At 47.8% G+C, this 16,330-nt stretch carries 16 protein-coding genes; 12 read left to right on the plus strand and 4 right to left on the minus strand.

Annotation, left to right across the window (positions count from 1 at the left end; translation table 11 throughout):
- Nucleotide 1: 1 nt before the first annotated feature.
- On the minus strand, nt 2-559 hold the full coding sequence (locus tag HWX64_RS02880) for a CBO0543 family protein (protein WP_175987095.1): 558 nt from the start codon (nt 557-559) through the stop codon (nt 2-4).
- 264 nt (nt 560-823) lie between these two features.
- Between HWX64_RS02880 and HWX64_RS02885 the strand changes: the two genes are divergently transcribed.
- The 7 genes from HWX64_RS02885 (at nt 824) to HWX64_RS02915 (ending at nt 7,105) form a co-directional block, all read left to right on the plus strand.
- Nucleotides 824-1,087, plus strand: a complete 264-nt coding sequence (locus tag HWX64_RS02885) for a hypothetical protein (RefSeq protein ID WP_175987097.1) — start codon at nt 824-826, stop codon at nt 1,085-1,087.
- 214 nt (nt 1,088-1,301) lie between these two features.
- A complete protein-coding gene (locus HWX64_RS02890; protein ID WP_175987099.1) occupies nt 1,302-1,742 on the plus strand; it encodes a cell wall hydrolase in 441 nt (146 codons plus the stop codon).
- Nucleotides 1,743-1,946: 204 nt separating this feature from the next.
- Nucleotides 1,947-2,252 carry a PadR family transcriptional regulator gene (locus HWX64_RS02895; protein WP_175987101.1) on the plus strand — a complete coding sequence of 102 codons (306 nt, stop codon included), beginning with the start codon at nt 1,947-1,949 and terminating at the stop codon, nt 2,250-2,252.
- Between the two features lie 17 nt (nt 2,253-2,269).
- Nucleotides 2,270-3,472 carry a chromate efflux transporter gene (gene chrA / locus HWX64_RS02900; RefSeq protein WP_175987102.1) on the plus strand — a complete coding sequence of 401 codons (1,203 nt, stop codon included), beginning with the start codon at nt 2,270-2,272 and terminating at the stop codon, nt 3,470-3,472.
- A gap of 572 nt (nt 3,473-4,044) precedes the next feature.
- Nucleotides 4,045-4,443: a DoxX family protein gene (locus tag HWX64_RS02905; RefSeq protein ID WP_175987104.1), complete on the plus strand. Its 399-nt coding sequence runs from the start codon at nt 4,045-4,047 to the stop codon at nt 4,441-4,443.
- Between the two features lie 45 nt (nt 4,444-4,488).
- The gene (locus HWX64_RS02910; RefSeq protein WP_175987106.1) at nt 4,489-5,427 is read left to right on the plus strand and encodes a ring-cleaving dioxygenase; all 939 of its coding nucleotides are present in this window, start codon (nt 4,489-4,491) and stop codon (nt 5,425-5,427) included.
- A gap of 556 nt (nt 5,428-5,983) precedes the next feature.
- Nucleotides 5,984-7,105: an NADH-dependent flavin oxidoreductase gene (locus HWX64_RS02915; protein WP_175987108.1), complete on the plus strand. Its 1,122-nt coding sequence runs from the start codon at nt 5,984-5,986 to the stop codon at nt 7,103-7,105.
- Nucleotides 7,106-7,173: 68 nt separating this feature from the next.
- On the opposite strand, the gene HWX64_RS02920 is transcribed toward HWX64_RS02915, so the two are convergent.
- The gene (locus HWX64_RS02920) at nt 7,174-7,950 is read right to left on the minus strand and encodes a TerC family protein (protein ID WP_175987110.1); all 777 of its coding nucleotides are present in this window, start codon (nt 7,948-7,950) and stop codon (nt 7,174-7,176) included.
- A 596-nt stretch (nt 7,951-8,546) separates the two neighbouring features.
- Between HWX64_RS02920 and abc-f the strand changes: the two genes are divergently transcribed.
- Entirely contained in the window at nt 8,547-10,184 is a 1,638-nt protein-coding gene (gene abc-f, locus HWX64_RS02925; RefSeq protein ID WP_175987112.1) for a ribosomal protection-like ABC-F family protein, read from the plus strand.
- 162 nt (nt 10,185-10,346) lie between these two features.
- Here the strand turns inward: abc-f and HWX64_RS02930 are convergent, their stop codons facing one another.
- Both HWX64_RS02930 and HWX64_RS02935 read right to left on the minus strand, forming a co-directional pair.
- A complete protein-coding gene (locus HWX64_RS02930) occupies nt 10,347-11,054 on the minus strand; it encodes a DNA alkylation repair protein (protein WP_175987114.1) in 708 nt (235 codons plus the stop codon).
- A gap of 331 nt (nt 11,055-11,385) precedes the next feature.
- A complete protein-coding gene (locus tag HWX64_RS02935) occupies nt 11,386-12,351 on the minus strand; it encodes a YafY family protein (protein WP_175987116.1) in 966 nt (321 codons plus the stop codon).
- Nucleotides 12,352-12,446: 95 nt separating this feature from the next.
- Here HWX64_RS02935 and HWX64_RS02940 point away from each other — a divergent pair, with 95 nt between their 5' ends.
- The 4 genes from HWX64_RS02940 (at nt 12,447) to HWX64_RS02955 (ending at nt 16,248) form a co-directional block, all read left to right on the plus strand.
- On the plus strand, nt 12,447-13,298 hold the full coding sequence (locus tag HWX64_RS02940; protein WP_254871026.1) for an SDR family oxidoreductase: 852 nt from the start codon (nt 12,447-12,449) through the stop codon (nt 13,296-13,298).
- A gap of 447 nt (nt 13,299-13,745) precedes the next feature.
- Complete coding sequence (locus HWX64_RS02945) at nt 13,746-14,174, plus strand: DUF6526 family protein (RefSeq protein ID WP_175987118.1); 429 nt, start codon at nt 13,746-13,748, stop codon at nt 14,172-14,174.
- A 59-nt stretch (nt 14,175-14,233) separates the two neighbouring features.
- Nucleotides 14,234-15,160, plus strand: coding sequence for an ABC transporter ATP-binding protein (locus HWX64_RS02950; RefSeq protein WP_175987120.1), 927 nt, complete (start codon nt 14,234-14,236; stop codon nt 15,158-15,160).
- Nucleotides 15,157-16,248, plus strand: coding sequence for an ABC transporter permease (locus HWX64_RS02955; RefSeq protein WP_175987122.1), 1,092 nt, complete (start codon nt 15,157-15,159; stop codon nt 16,246-16,248). Before HWX64_RS02950 ends, HWX64_RS02955 begins: the two co-directional genes overlap by 4 nt.
- Nucleotides 16,249-16,330: the final 82 nt, after the last annotated feature.

Genomic DNA, 16,330 nt, shown 5'->3' on the forward strand with positions numbered 1-16,330 from the left:
CTTATTTTTCGCTGCTTTCATGCAGGCTGTTAAAGTGTGTTCTTGTGCTCAGAAAATGGGAGATTAAGTACATCACTAAATAAATCGGGAAAGAATAGATGTATTCCCAATTTGTATAGACAACAAAGTTACTCCAGACAAAAAAGGGTTCTGCAATGAAGGAGATGAAGCCTGCATAGATGATCCCTTTTAAAAAAGGATTTGCCACGGGTTTGACTTGAATGAATACAATCGTCAGGACAGGAATCAGGGTAATATCCCACGGTTTATACGACGGAGAAAATGGCAGGACCTCATAGTTATAGTGCCATAAGTCCAACTGCACCCCAAGGCTGTCGAGCCAGATTGCGACGACCATTACAAAAAAAGCGATATATAATAACCGGTGGGTGCTTCGCCGCGGATGAAATTTGGCCCATATGATCCATGGAAGTAACGTAAGCAATACCCCGAACCACCACTGCCACCCGAATACAATTTCCTGCTGCCATAGTTCAAATTTATCTAAATAGGCATGATGCATATCCTCATATATTTTTTCCATCTTTTGTTCTAACATGATGTATTCCTCCTGATTCGTGGCATTCACATGCCCCAATCTGCTTGCTTATTGTATAGTTTCTGTATTTATACTCGTACCACCGAACTGGTTTATCTTTTTAGTTTAAGAAAAAAATGGGGTTTTATTCAGGGCACATTTTTTCGTGATTTAATGGAATGGAGATTTAAACCAGATTGCAAGGAAAATTCTAAAGGCTTATAGTGCATTTTGTTCCGTGCATTGGGTATAAACTAACTTATACTAGCATTGAGGAGTGAGGCCATGAACATGCAGGGGTCCATCATCACAGGCGAATTTGATTCAGCCATGAATGAGTTTTCATTACAGAAAGTGAAGAATTTTGAAACAGAATCGGTCCTCAATAAAATTCAGATCGATCATATTTACCAATATTTAAAAAGACATCAGCATGAAGAGGATGGACAGATCATTACGTTATACGATCAAATGCCGTTGAGGTTATCACAGGCTGAAATCGATCAATTAATTCGTGATGTAGAGAAAGTGATGTCTATGTATCACTAGACAGGCGAGTTCACATACTCAGTGAAAATAGGTGAGAAGTTTAGGTCAGATCCCCGGAATGCACCGGGGGTCTGACCTTTTTGGAGGAATGCACGGATCACTCGCGGAAAGCGATGTCTTGCAAGGAATCCGGAAGAGGCATTTTTATAACCAAATTTGTAAATTACGACATCAATGAATTCTTTTTTCATACACTATTTCTGAGGTGAGAAATATGCCAAGAGTGAAATATAAGGATTCGGATGTTGCCTTGATGGCAAGGATGATGCGTGCTGAAGCAGAAGGTGAAGGAAAGCAGGGTATGCTGTATGTAGGGAATGTCATCGTCAACCGGGCTGTGGCGGATTGTTTGGACTTTAAGAAAGTAAGGACCATTTATGATGTTATTTTCCAAGTGCAGGGCGGCAACTATTCGTTTGAAGCGGTTCAAAAGGGAAATTTATTTTATAACAGAGCAAGATCGGTTGAGAAAAGGCTGGCTAAAAAGAATTTGACTTACTGGAGACAGCACCCGGCGAAATATGCTCTATGGTATTTCAATCCATACGCTCCATGTCCTCCAACATGGTACAATCAGCCATTTGCGGGGCAATTTAAAAATCATTGTTATTACGAACCGGCAGCGGGATCTTGTGACAGTGTGTATATCGGTTAATCAAAAGGGAACTTCCTGGTCTTTGGCAGGTGTTCCCTTTTGTGTTTCTCTTACATAATCGGCGGTTGATGCTTGGTTTTTTATGAAGAAATGTTAAGCATGTGTAAAGATTGCCGAGTCGCGTTGAAAAATGATCCTACTTGTTATAAAATCATAATCGAAATCCGATATCGAAGTTAGATAATGAAATTGAGGAGGGTTCGTTTGGAAAATAAAGTGCTGCGAAAACTGTTTCTGGGCTTCATCCATATTCATATCCTCCATCATGCCAAAGAGGAGCCGATTTATGGGTCATGGATGGTGGAGGAACTGCATGAGCATGGATATGATATCAGCGCAGGCACGCTCTATCCGATTCTTCACGGCATGGAGAAGGACAGGCTGCTCTCCAGGGAAGATGTCAACGTGGATGGGAAGATCCGAAAGTACTATCGGACCACAGATAGAGGAGAGGCCGTTCTGCAAGAAGCAAGAGCGAAGGCGTATGAGCTTTTTAAAGAGATTAAGTAAAAGGAAGGTGATTGAAGTTGAACCAACAGCTCAAAAATAAGAGTCGCTTGGCTATACTTTTAGAAATATTATTCACATCAACAAAACTGGGGTTAACTTCGTTTGGCGGGCCGGTGGCACACTTGGCTTACTTCAAAGATGAATATGTGGACAGGAGAAAATGGCTGACGGACAAGACCTATGCAGACTTGATCGCTTTATGCCAGTTCCTTCCCGGTCCGGCGAGCAGTCAGGTAGGGATATCGATCGGAATGCTGCGCGGGGGGATATTGGGAGGCGTCATTTCTTTCTTAGGATTTACGCTTCCTTCCGTCATTGTCCTTGTCATTTTTGCTTTGCTCTACCAAACCTTTACGCTTGGGGATGCCGGGTTCATCCACAGCTTGAAGGTCGTCGCAGCAGCCGTTGTCCTTCATGCCCTGATCGGTCTTAGGAAAAAGCTGACTCCGGATAAAAGCAGGCTGGCGATCGCCCTTGGTGCAGCGTTGATCATGCTGTTGTATCCTTCCGCCTGGATCCAGATATTGATTATCATTGCTGCCGGACTGCTTGGATGGAAGCTGTTCAAAGATAAAGCTGAATCGAAAATTGAACCATTCCACGTCAGTATATCGAAAAAGACAGGTGTGGCCTCCCTATCGGTATTGATTGGGACATTAATCTTATTGCCGATCCTGAATAACACATTCAACAGCTCCCTGCTCAACATCTTTGATATCTTCTTCAGGGTCGGGTCGCTGGTATTTGGCGGCGGGCATGTGGTCCTGCCGATGATCGAAAGGGAACTGGTCCCGCAAGGTTTGCTGTCAGCCGATGAATTCCTGGCCGGGTATGGAATGGCGCAGGCTGTCCCTGGTCCACTGTTCACTTTCTCCAGTTACTTGGGGACCATGATGGAAGGTGTCACGGGAGCCGTGGTGGCGACGGTCGCCATCTTCCTGCCTTCATTCCTGCTCATTGTGGCTGCCTTGCCTTTCCTGAGTGAACTCAGAAAACGCGCTGCCTTTCAAGGGATCCTTATGGGAGTGAACGCCAGTGTGGTCGGCATTTTGTTAGCATCTTTTTACGATCCAGTGATTAAAAGCTCTATCCTTGATGGGTCTGATTTTGCCCTGGCCGTGATTTTATTCGCCTTGCTGAATGTTTGGAAAGTGCCTGCATGGCTGATTGTGATCATCGGGGTTGTGGGGGGATATGTATTGCAGTTATTAGGGTTTTAATATGTACTATGCCCCAGGGACACAAGTGTTTAGTCTAAGTGAGCCTGACCTAATCTGCTTTCTAGGAAGCAAATTAGGTCAGGTTTTTAGTTTTGTAAATGTAGATAGATATTAGCTAGCGGTTGATTGGAGTGCAAGACGAAGACTCCTGCGGGAGAAGCGTGTTAGGTGAGACCCCGCAAGAGCATCGCGACGAGGAGGCTCAACAACCGCCCGCGGAAAGCGAAGTCTTGCACGGAAATCAATAGCGGCAATAGAAATTTATACTAAAATTGTGGTGGTTTTTTTGTTTTGACCCAGCTTTTATATTTTATTTAGGATATGTTAAAGCTCAGTACCGGGGCTGTAAATAAAAAATAACTAACGCCCATTGACAGCAGCGAAAAGATGCTATATTATTATCTCGTATTCAAGATATTTAATTTCGAGATAATTTATCAGGAGGTGACGCTGTGACAGATAAGTAAGAATTGGTAACGATACTCTGCTTTGTTCAATCAAAGCATGAAAGAATAAAATTTTTTTGGATAATATCTCGAATTCGAGATAAAAACAATTAGGAGGAATTCATTATGATAGATCTTGGGTTATTAATCATTCGTTTAGTTATTGGTGTGTTGTTCATTGGTCACGGAGCGCAGAAATTGTTTGGATGGTATGGGGGTCATGGATTGAAAGGCACGGGAGGCTGGTTTGAATCCATCGGGATGAAGCCTGGTGTGACGATGGCACTTGTGGCAGGGCTCTCAGAGCTGGCCGGTGGAATCTTATTTGCGCTGGGGCTTCTGACTCCGTTTGCGGCTATCCTGATTGCAGCGACGATGTTCATGGCGATCGTCAAGGTGCACGGCCAGAATGGATTATGGGCAACATCCAATGGATACGAATATAACTTGACGCTGCTTGCAGTGGCGATCGGGGTTGCGTTGATCGGTCCGGGTCAATATGCAGTGGATGCATTTTTATTTTAAACAATAAGGGTAAATACTAGTAGCAGATAAAGAGGAGTGATGAACATGAAAAAGAAGACGACGGGAATCCATCATATCACAGCGATCGTCGGCCATCCCCAGGAAAATGTGGATTTCTATGCAGGGGTGCTCGGGTTACGTATGGTGAAGAAAACAGTGAATTTCGATGACCCTGGCACGTATCATCTCTATTTCGGAAATGAAGGCGGGAAGCCGGGTACGATCATCACATTCTTCCCGTGGGCAGGGGCGCAGCAAGGCGTCATCGGCGGCGGCCAGGTAGGCGTGACTTCTTATGTGGTTCCGAAGGGCGCGCTTCAGTTCTGGGAAAGGAGATTGGAGAGGTTCGATATTCCTTTTACAAAAGTGGAGCGTTTTGGTGAAACGTATGTGGAATTCGATGATCCCCATGGTCTTCACTTGGAAATCGTGGAAAGGGAAGATGGGGAGCGCAGTACGTGGAGCTTTGGCGGGGTGACCCCCGAGGTGGCGATCAAAGGATTCGGTGGCGCCACATTATTGTCGGCACAGCCTGAAAAGACCGCTGGATTGCTGGAAAATGTAATGGGACTCGAGTTCGTCGGCAGAGAAGGGGATATGGCCCGTTATCGCTCTGCTTCTGACATCGGGAACGTCATCGATCTGAAGATGACTCCGACAGGTCGCGGCCGGATGGGTGCCGGCACCGTCCACCACATTGCGTGGAGAGCAAGTGACGACGAGGATCAGCTGGAGTGGCAGAAACTTGTGTCCGATAATGGATACGGAGTCACACCTGTCATCGACCGGAATTATTTTAATGCGATCTACTTCCGTGAGCAGGGAGAGATTCTTTTTGAAATCGCGACAGACCCGCCGGGATTCGCTCATGATGAGTCACAGGAAACGATGGGGGAGAATTTGATGCTGCCAGAGCAGTATGAAGCTCATCGTGAACAGCTGGAGCGGGCGTTGATCCCGATTGAGGTCAGGGAATTGGATTGATTTGTGTGTGGAGAGAGGATCGGATGGGAGTCCGGTCCTTTTTTGGGTTGATAGGATTTTTTTGTGGAAAGTGGGCAAAAATGATGATTCTAGAGTAGTGGTCATATTTAATACGATTCATTGTGCAAATTTACCCGTTTTAGCTTGTCAAAACCCATTTTTGACGGAAATGTTCTTTGATGGTCGACCGGACGTCAATCTTATTATCGATATTGAAAGGTTTATTATCGGAAAAAGCCGTTCTTTTATCGAAAATGAAAGATTTATTATCGAAATGGAAAAACGGAGAAAAATATATTTTTAAAAAGATCGGGGTTAAATCGATTTCAGGTTTTTATCATCGGAATATCCTTTTTATAATCAACTAACTTCACGGTCAATGTACGAGACGTGGTTGTGGAGTCGCCGACGCATATGGAAACGTTGGAAATCTTCCAGAACTATACGAAGCACTTTATCAGAAAAGGGATCGCAGCACATCCCATAAGCAGATAAATAGTCAAATCAATTTTCATCTACTAAGATAGCCCTTGTACACCAAGAAGGAGGCAAAATCATGAACGAACAATATAAAGAGTTATTATCTCCGTATATATTCAAAAACGGGGTCGAGTTAAAGAACCGCATCATCATGGCGCCGATGACTAATTTTTCGTCTGATGAAAACGGGAACGTGACGGATGCTGAGGTGGAATACTATGCGCGCCGCTCGAAGGATGTCAGCATGGTCATCACTGCGTGCACGTATGTGACACCGAACGGGAAAGGGTTTCCGGGAGAGTTCGGAGGGGATTCCGATGAGATGATTCCGAGCCTTGAGAGACTTGCGAAAGCGATCAAGGATCAAGGTGCAAAAGCGGTACTCCAGATTTTCCATGGCGGCGTGCAGTGTCCGCTGGATCTTGTTCCTGACGGGGACGTTGTGAGTGCGAGTGATGTGAAGGGTGAAAACGGTGAAAAGAAAGCAAGAGAGCTGTCAGAAGCGGAAGTGGAGGAAATCATCGAAGCGTTTGGTGAGACGACCCGCCGCGCGATCGAAGCTGGCTATGACGGCGTCGAGATCCACGGTGCGAACGGTTACCTCATTCATCAATTTTTCTCCCCGATGACGAATCAGCGTGAAGACCGTTTTGGCGGGAGCTTGGAGAAACGCATGGCGTTCCCGATGGCGATTGTCAACAAAGTGAAGAGTGTGGTTGAAGAGCACGCAGATCCTTCCTTCCTTGTCGGATACCGCTTTTCTCCAGAGGAGCCTGAGGAGGAAGGGTTCTCGATGGGAGATACGCTCGCTTTGGTGGATGCACTGGCGGACAAGGATCTCCATTATCTGCATGTATCCTTGTTTGATTTCTTCTCGACTCCAAGAAGAGGGGTGGAGGATACAGACAAGCCGAGAATGGAGTATCTGCTCGAAACAATCGGGGACCGTACGCCTTTAATCGGGGTAGGCTCTATTTATTCAGCAGAAGACGCCCGTAAGGCATTCGCGACAGGCGTTCCGTTATTGGCGCTCGGCCGTGAGCTCATCATCGATCCGGACTGGGTTAAGAAGGTTGCGGAAGGAAAAGAAGATGAGATTGTGACGGAGATCGATAAAGAGAATCAGGAGGAGCTTGTCGTTCCTGATCCGTTATGGAAGGCGATCATCAATACGCCGGGCTGGTTCCCGGGAGTGTAACGTCCTTTTTAAAAAAATGAAAAATGCCTGTCCCCATTATTAATATGGGACAGGCACTTTTTTATGATTTACATCAGTTCTTTATCAGGTGTTCTCTTGTTGCTAGGCGCGAACCAGCCTAGTAAAGCAATCGCCACAAGCACTCCGTAGAAAATCAGGGTCCAAAGGGTGCTGTGCGGGAAATCGTGGGACAGTATGTGAATGTCTTCATGGGCAAGTGTGATGACTGCAAGCTTCACACCGACCCAGGCAACGATCGCATAAGCAGTCGTTTCTAATGCCGGGCGTGTATCAAGCAGCTTCACGAACCAAGTTGCCGCATACTTGATCAAGATCAGACCAGCGATTCCGCCGAGGACGACAACGAGGAATTTCCCGCCGTCCATACCACCGAAATCCGGCAGCGGTGAATCCGGAAGACCAAGGGCAAGCGCCACTGCAGCAAGGATCGAATCGATCGCAAATGCAAGGTCGGCTAAACCGATCTTGCTGACTGTCGGCCAGAAGCCTTTTCCTTTTGCTTCTTCTTCCGTTTCTTCCCGTATATTTTCATTTTTCTTACCAAACTTCGCTTTGATGACATGCTTCAATCCTAAATAAAGCAGATAAGCCGCACCGATCGCCTGGATCTGCCAGACGTTGGCGATGAATGAAATGGCAAACAGCGCTCCAAAACGGAAGACAAACGCCATTAATATACCGTAGCTGATGGCCTTTCTCTTTTGATCTTCAGGCAAGTGTTTCGCAATGACGGCAAGGACAAGTGCGTTATCAGCTGATAAAAGGCCCTCAAGGCCGATAAGGATCAATAATGTCCATCCGTATTCTAACCAAATTGAATCCAAACGTAACTCTCCTCTCAAGTGAATATGGTCAATGGGTCCTATTTACAAAAAGCCAGAGAAAGAAGTGAATAAAACGATTGCCGTTTTACATCACACACAGTCATCCGGCCAAGAATGGCCCCTTCTCTTCTGTACGTGTCTTTTTTCATCCTGATTTTTAATACTAAACTTTTTGTAGGCAAGTCTCCAGTGTCTATCTTACCACTTATTGTGCGTCAAATCCTTTTTGAACATTACCCTTTTTGAATAAAATTAATCGATATGAAAAATTGTGGTGCCTGAGAGACTGTTGGGGACCGACGGATAAGCCTTGGGAACAATGGGCTTTCTCTTTTGGGAAAGTCGTGGTATAGTAATCTTACTAATAAATGACAGGAGTGATGGGTGGACGATGAAGAACTAATCTTATTTTCGCGGCGTTTTGAAATGAATGATTTCAACTCAACCAAAATAGGATTAGTCTGCCCATTTTTATAACATTGCCTGAGCTATCGAGTATGAATAGCTTTGTTTGCGCACATGACAGGTACGGCTGATCCTTCCAGATATTCTGGGAGGATTTTTTTGTCCTCCTTTTTCGGAAAGGGGAAGATTGTATGAGAGAAGTATTGAAATTGGTGAATATCCGATATGAGATCGTGGATCAGAAGATATTTGAAGAGATGAATGGGAGTGTACAGGAGGGAGAGGTCATCGGGATCATCGGCCGGAATGGGGCGGGGAAATCGACTCTTCTGAATTTGATTCATAGTGATATCAAGCCTTCGGAAGGAAGGATTCAGTGGCTGCAAAGCGGGTTGAGCATGGATATGGTCGTTCAGGAAACGGAGGAATATTCTTCAGGGGATATGACGCCTGCTGAGGTCAAGCTGCTGGAAAAGTGGCAGGTACCCTCGCACGAATTTTCACAGCTGAGCGGCGGGGAAAAGCTGAAGGCAAGGCTTGCGAAGGGGTTTGCCCGGAATGCGGACCTGCTCCTGCTGGATGAGCCGACGAATCATTTGGATCAGGAGAGTCTGACCCTTTTGACGGAACAAATCAAGGAGTATCGAGGGACGATCATTCTTGTCTCGCATGACCGCCATTTTTTAGATGAGGCAGTGACGAAAATCTGGTCGCTTGAACACGGCAGGCTCATTGAGCACAAGGGGAATTATTCGAGCTATACGGAGGCCTGCAAGCAGAAGCGGCTGAGCCAGCAGCGTGAATATGAGAAGCAGCAGAAGATGGTGAAGCGGATCGAAAGTCAGATGAAGGAGCTGACTTCTTGGTCGGAAAAAGCGCATGCCCAGTCGACGAAGCAGGAAGGTTTCAAGGAATATTACCGCGTACAGGCAAAACGGACGGACAGTCAGGTGAAATCGAAGCAGAAGCGGCTTGAGAGGGAGCTTGAGAAGGCGAAGGTCGAGCGGGTGGAAGAAGATCATGGAGTGCGGTTCTCGATCAACTCCGCGCATAAGAAGGGGAAGCGGTTCCTAGAAGTGAAGGATCTGGGGAAAGAGTTTATCGGGAACGGGAAGATGTTGTTTAGTGGAGCAAATTTCACGATTCAGCATGGCGAAAAGGTTTCGATCCTCGGTCCGAATGGGAGCGGGAAGACGACCTTGCTGAAGGTGATCATGGGTCAGGAAAAGGCCCGCGGCAATGTGTGGGTGTCGCCTTCTGCCGAAATCGGCTATCTGACACAGGAGGTGTTCGACCTGCCTCTAGATGAGACCCCTGAGGAACTTTTCTATAAGGAAACGTTCGATGAGAGGGGCAGAGTCCAGACGCTCATGAAACACCTGGGCTTCACGGCTTCCCAGTGGCGTGAACCAATCCGGGATATGAGCATGGGCGAGCGTGTGAAGTGCAAGCTGATGAAATATATTTTAGAGGAAAAGGATGTACTGATCCTCGATGAGCCGACCAACCATCTCGATCTGCCGTCGCGCGAACAGCTGGAGGAGACGCTGGCTCAATATGAGGGGACTCTGATTGTGGTCTCGCATGACCGTTATTTTGTGGAGAAGACGACGGATGTGAAGCTGGTGATTGAGCATGGAAGGGTTCGCAAACAGCTGAGTGAGCCGGCTGCTGAGCGGGATGATGCAGTGGAACTGCGGATGAAGCTTGAGACGGAGAGGCAGGAAGTGCTGGGGCGGCTAAGCTTCATGGTGCCTGGGGATGCGGAGTACGCAGAGCTGGATGCACGATTTTTGGAGTTGACGAAGAGGATGAATGAGTTGAAGTAGTGTGGTTGTGTCGGCGGTTGCGTTGGGCATGTTAGAGGAAGAAGATTCGACATGAAGAGCACAATCCGCTTTGGAAGGACATTTTATAAAAGACATTTAACTTTGTAATACAAAAAACACCTCCGATGGGTTATTCGGGGGTGTTTTCCTTTACCAGGATGGTCAGCAGATACACGTTTTCCGCTTTAGTCCGACACGATCTTTGTCCGCGATTTTCTTAATGTATGTTTTAGCAAGCGGTACCTTGCATGCGGTATTTCCGACGTCCACATGGACCTTTCCAATCGACTCGGCGACACCCATCGCTTCCTCATGAAGAACAGGGACATAGCTCCCGACTGATATGACAAAGCCGTTCATGACGTAGCGCACCCGGTTCCTCTCATTATGGACAGAGTTCTTCACCCGATTCAGGAGGACCCTGATTTCGTTCAGATCAAGCTCGTCATCCGGCGTGATGGAGAGATAATTCGAATAGGTACTCCAGCCGCATACCGCCATCATCTCTTCATCCGAATCCATCCATTTCTTTGCAAGCTCCCGCGCGTATTCACTTTCCGCCGTCACACCGGCTACCGTGTACTCGGCAATCATATACCAATAGGCTTTTTCGGACCAATCCTCAAGTGTTTCTTTTGAAACAAGCTTCGGATTGATGGAGAGACCGGCAAGATACATGGCATCGTGATTGCCGGAATCATAGAGCCTGAGAGCCAGTTCATGATCCTTTTTTACGTATTTGACGAGTTTTTTCAAATCCCCGATCTTCACACCGAAATAGGGTTCTTTCGCGCCGTGGTTCAGGTAGATCCGCTTTGTCTGGTCGGTCCCGAGTTCTTCTAATTTTAGCATGATTTCTTCGTAGGTCATGGTATCGCTCCTTTGGGAGAGTGTTATAGGTTAATAATACGGGATGGAGTGGTGGTATTCCTTTCCAGGTGGTCAGAACGTCGGGTAAAGGAAATTCGACAAGCGGCACAATAAAATGGAAATTGGAACAATTATTGAGATATTGGTTCAATAATTAAGAATCCGGTTCAATAAAGTAAAAAGAAGCGCTATAAATGACATGCCGGTATAATTATTCAGTAACCGAAACAATTATTGAAAAAGAGACGTCCCTGCCTGCCTATCGATTCGTGGGAACCTCCCAAGTTTACTCAAACTGATCAAAAAAAATAAAATTAGTATAAAGAAATAGCTAATCCTCCCGATAAAAAGCCACCGTCCTTTCAGCCATCTCCAAAATCCTGCGGCTCAGTCCCTCAGGCTCGAGGACTTTCAGCTGATCCGCGAACCCCAGCAGGTAACCCGCTGCCTCTTCTTCAGTATCGAATGAGAGAGTAACGGGTACCCGGCCTTCAGTGTTTTCAGAACCAACCTCGAGGACCCGGGCAAACCGCCCGGTGAAGGTGAGCCTTGAAACGGCGGCTGCAGCGGCCTCCACCTTCACTTCATAGTTGGGCAAATTCTTAATGAAGGCTTTGGTGGAAGCGTTCCAGTATTCGGCGAGATCGAAGTCATCCGGCCGTTTGAATGTTTCTTCGAGAAGTTCTGCGTGTTGGATCCGGGACGCACGGTAATTCCTTATGTCCCCGTTTTCTTTGGCGGCGATCAGATACCAGGGGTCACCTTTAGCGACGAGGCCGAGCGGGGAGACGGTGCGGTCATCGGTCCTCCCGTCTGCCCTCTGATAGGTGATCTTCAACTTGTTTTCTTCCCATATGGCTTGTTTCAGGATGTCGAACGATTCAGTTTTTCCCTTCTGTCTGCGCCAGGAACGGGTGTCGATGTGGATCCGGTTCCAGACATCTTTGGTGTTCTCCCGGTAGGTGATTGGAAGGGAGGCGATCAGTTTGTTTCTGGCTTCTTGTGATATACGGGTCAGCCCGAGATCCTCGAGCAGATGTGCAGAAGGTGAAACGAAGAGGGCCTGCACTTCAGCTTCCTTCAATCCGGTCAGGTCCGTTTTGTAGTTTTCAAGCAGTGACCAGCCGCCGTTTTTTCCGCGTTCCGCGACGACGGGGATGCCTGTCCCGCTTAATGCTTCCATGTCCCTGTAGATGGTCCTTTCCGATACTTCGAGCTCTTCTGCCAGTTCCCCGGCAGTCATTCGGCCGTGTGACTGCAATAATAGAAGGATGGAAATCAGTCTGTCGCCTCTCATTTCATTCACCTTTTTCATACATTTATTTGTTTTAATTTAATTAAATATGACAATGGATGTCAAGAATACAATCGTATAATGAGAGTATCTTAAACATGAAAGGAATGATTGTCATGAGATCATTATCAGGAAAAGTGGCACTCGTCACAGGAGCAAGCAGGGGAGCGGGGAGAGGTGTCGCGATAGAACTGGGGAAAGCAGGCGCGACCGTGTATGTGACGGGACGAAGCACGAAAGGGAACGCCACGAATAATTGGCCGGGGACGATCGATGAGACGGTTTCTGAAATTGAAGCTGCCGGCGGAAAAGGGGTTGCGGTACGGTGTGATCATACGGTGGATGCGGAAACGGAAGCCGTCATCAATCGGATTCGTGACGAACAGGGGAAGCTGGATATTCTCGTCAATAATGTGTGGGGAGCGCATGATATTGGCGTGGAACCGGGTGCTTTCTGGGAGCTGCCGCTTGCGAATTGGGACAAGATGTTCACGGCCGGTGTGCGCGCTCAACTCGCGACGAATCATTATGCGGTTCCGCTGCTTCGTGAGAATCCGGGAGGGGTGATCTTTCACACTACTTTCTGGGACGAAGGGAAGTATTCCGGTCAGTTTTTTTATGATTTGGCAAAAAATGCGCTTGTCCGCATGGCGTATGGCCTGTCTGAAGAATTGAAGGAGGACGGGATTGCGGTTCTTGCCGTTTCCCCTGGATTCATGAGGACGGAGCTTGTGTTGAAGCATCACGGGGCGGATGAGGAGAATTGGAAGAAAGCGGAGGATCTGAAGCAGACCGAGACGCCGCATTATATAGGACGTGCCATTACTGCACTCGCGGGTGACCCGGACGTGATGTTGAAGAGCGGGCAGGTACTGAAGGCCGGCGACCTCGCGAAGGAATATGGGTTCACCGATATCGACGGGCGGTATGTCCCGCCGTTTACGTTGTAGGAGGGGCGGACCTCTTTAGGGCTCCTCTCGCATAAATATGGAGATTCTTCCTTTATCACTTTGATGTGATAGGGGAAGAACTTTTTTTGATGGGATTATGGTAGTGGAAATTCGACAAGTTGCGCGATTAGTCGGGGAAGTGGCGCAATTAATAGGAAACCGGCGCAATTATCCTCCAAGTGGCGCAATTAAATGGATTCCGGCGCAATTATTCAATATTTGGCACAATGTTCAATAGGAAGGGCTTCTGTCCGTCCGATTCCCCGCTTGAATTCAGAATTTGGATTCGAAAGTATCATGCATAGCCCAAACTTCATAAAAAAACGAACCCAAATGGCCGCTTCCTCATAGAATTCCAACCGAACCAGCGGATTCTTTTTTTGTCACATTTCTCCAACAGCTCTCCAACTGGTATATAATGAAATTATCACTTTTCAGGAGGTACATATGAATCAGCAAAACTATGAAAATCATAGTAAGATCGATCCGGTGTATCACTATGGGATATCGCTGTTATCGCTTTCAACATTGATTTTGTCAATCATCTTTTTTGTGAAAAATGTCGCCACTGAGACACTTCTCAGTTTTATTGTGCTCTTTGCTGCAGTTACGTTCCTATTGATTGTGGCTAAACTGAGATTATATGCCCTGCAGCTGCAGGACCGGATCATCCGGACTGAAGAAAACTTCCGTCACTACCGGTTGACCGGGAGAGACCTGGATCACCGACTCTCAGTGAAGCAGGTGATTGCGCTTCGTTTTGCACCGGATGAGGAGTTTCCGGGGCTGGCGGAACGGACGGTTACAGAGGGTTTATCACCGAAAGATATTAAGAAGGCTGTACTGAATTGGCGAGGGGATCACCATCGCGTATAAGCAACTGAGAATGGACCGCTCGCTGAAGGGCGGTTACTTTTTTCAAAAGGAGGCTCGTTATGCTCAATGAAATAATGGTTGATGTAAAAAATCTTGTGAAAAAATACGGCACGTTTACAGCGGTGGATGGTGTCGCTTTTCAAGTAGAAAAAGGGGAAATCTTCGGATTGCTTGGTCCGAACGGGGCAGGGAAGACGACGACCATCGAGATGCTGGTCGGCCTCAGGAAGCCTGACGAAGGGACGGCAAGCCTCTCGGGTCATGATGTCCGGAAAGAGGTGAATAAGGTGAAAGAGGTGATCGGGGTTCAGCTCCAGTCGACCTCTTTGTTTGAGCTGCTGAAGGTGGAGGAGATCCTTCATTTGTATGCGAGTTTTTATCCGAGTCACGTGGATATTGACGGTCTGATAGCGGACATGCTTCTGACCGAGAAGCGGAGGGACCGGATCAAGGGGCTGTCGGGCGGCCAGAAGCAGCGGCTCGCAATTGCGCTCGCGCTGATCCACGATCCTGCGATTGTCTTTCTGGATGAGCCGACGACGGGACTGGATCCGCAGGCGAGGCGGACGCTGTGGGATATCGTGCTGCGCCTGAAGGAGCGCGGGAAGACGGTGCTTCTGTCGACGCATTATATGGATGAAGCCCATGTGCTCTGCGACCGCATCGGTATCATGGATCAGGGGGAGCTGATTGCGCTCGACACCCCGGCGAATCTGGTGAAAACCTTGCAGTCGGCGAGCACCGTAGAGTTTTACCTGAATGATCCCCCTGAACAGGAGTGGTTCATGAAAATGAACGGCGTCAAAGAAGCGGCAGTCAAGGATACGTTCGTTCAGCTCTATACAGACGATTTACAGATGGCACTGACGTCACTCATTGAAGTGTCTTCCGAGCACGGCCTCGAAATCAGGGACCTGCAGACGCGCCAGGCGACCCTGGAGGATGTATTCATCCATATGACAGGAAGGAGGCTGCGTGAATCATGAGAGCATATTGGCAGCTGACACTGGCACAACTACGGATTTTTGCCCGCAACAAGCAGGTTCTGTTCTTCACGCTGCTCTTCCCGGTCATCCTGATGGTGGCGCTCGGATCCTTCGTGGGCGGCGGGAATTCACTATCGCTGACGGCAGGGGTGGTCGACAAGGATGAAACCGGTGCCTCGAAGGACCTGAAAGATCTCTTTTATAAAAATGAAGGGATTGAAATGGCTGATTATGACTCGGTTAAAGCTGGTAAGGAAGCCGTTGAAAACGGTGATATCCAGCTTTTGATCGAGATCCCGGAAGGCTATGGGGAAAGCATTGATGCCAGGGATGGTGCCTTTTCCGTTCCTGTCTATTACAATGAGAAAAATCTGACCACCGCCGAGCTCGGCCTTACGGTGGTAAACGGGGTCATTGATCAGTACAGCAAGGAACTTGCAGGCTACGAGCCGCTGGTGACGGTCGAGAAGGTAGGAATCGAGGCGCTGAATATCCGCTATATCGATTTCCTCGTACCGGGGATCGTCGCGATGATGATCATGAGCAACAATATGAACGGGGTTGCAGGGCAGATCTCTGCTTGGCGTGAACGCGGGATCCTCCGCCGGATGCAGGGGACGAGACTGAAAGCCTCGACGTTCATTGCGGCGCAGATTACGGCGCGCCTCTTGTTAAATGGGACGCAGGCCATGCTTGTCGTGCTGATCGCGAATCTCATCTTTGATATCAATGTCGCCGGTTCATGGCTCGCGTTGATTTTCTTCATCGTACTTGGTACTCTTGCGTTCATGTCGATCGGTTTCATCATTGCCGGAATGGCGAAGAACCCTGAAAGTGCGGGGCCGATTGCCGGATTTGTGTCGTTTCCGCTTCTGTTCCTTGGAGGAGTTTTCTTCCCGATCAACAATATGCCGGACCTCATCCAGCCGATTGTGAAGGTGCTGCCGATCGCTCATCTGACGTCTGCGCTGCGGGAGACGATGAATATCGGAACCTCGATTTTTGCATTGGGGATGGAGACGCTTATTTTAGGAATATGGTTGATTGGCGGGTTCGCAGTGGCAAGCTGGGTGTTTAAGTGGGAGTAGAGATGTGCCCTTTGGCCGCTGGAAGGTGTCAGGTGCAAGGGGCAGCAATGGAAAAGGTACTTTGGCACCACTGAGCCGGTTG

Origin of the sequence: Bacillus sp. Marseille-Q1617, from assembly GCF_903645295.1 — a bacterium.
Classification (GTDB): domain Bacteria; phylum Bacillota; class Bacilli; order Bacillales; family Bacillaceae_B; genus Rossellomorea.

Bases quoted from the DNA above. Each gene is read 5' to 3' on its own strand.
- HWX64_RS02880 (WP_175987095.1), bottom strand. From the start codon at position 559: ATGTTAGAACAAAAGATGGAAAAAATATATGAGGATATGCATCATGCC.
- HWX64_RS02885 (WP_175987097.1), top strand. From the start codon at position 824: ATGAACATGCAGGGGTCCATCATCACAGGCGAATTTGATTCAGCCATG.
- HWX64_RS02890 (WP_175987099.1), top strand. From the start codon at position 1,302: ATGCCAAGAGTGAAATATAAGGATTCGGATGTTGCCTTGATGGCAAGG.
- HWX64_RS02905 (WP_175987104.1), top strand. From the start codon at position 4,045: ATGATAGATCTTGGGTTATTAATCATTCGTTTAGTTATTGGTGTGTTG.
- HWX64_RS02910 (WP_175987106.1), top strand. From the start codon at position 4,489: ATGAAAAAGAAGACGACGGGAATCCATCATATCACAGCGATCGTCGGC.
- HWX64_RS02915 (WP_175987108.1), top strand. From the start codon at position 5,984: ATGAACGAACAATATAAAGAGTTATTATCTCCGTATATATTCAAAAAC.
- abc-f (WP_175987112.1), top strand. From the start codon at position 8,547: ATGAGAGAAGTATTGAAATTGGTGAATATCCGATATGAGATCGTGGAT.
- HWX64_RS02930 (WP_175987114.1), bottom strand. From the start codon at position 11,054: ATGACCTACGAAGAAATCATGCTAAAATTAGAAGAACTCGGGACCGAC.
- HWX64_RS02935 (WP_175987116.1), bottom strand. From the start codon at position 12,351: ATGAGAGGCGACAGACTGATTTCCATCCTTCTATTATTGCAGTCACAC.
- HWX64_RS02940 (WP_254871026.1), top strand. From the start codon at position 12,447: ATGAAAGGAATGATTGTCATGAGATCATTATCAGGAAAAGTGGCACTC.
- HWX64_RS02945 (WP_175987118.1), top strand. From the start codon at position 13,746: ATGAATCAGCAAAACTATGAAAATCATAGTAAGATCGATCCGGTGTAT.
- HWX64_RS02950 (WP_175987120.1), top strand. From the start codon at position 14,234: ATGCTCAATGAAATAATGGTTGATGTAAAAAATCTTGTGAAAAAATAC.
- HWX64_RS02955 (WP_175987122.1), top strand. From the start codon at position 15,157: ATGAGAGCATATTGGCAGCTGACACTGGCACAACTACGGATTTTTGCC.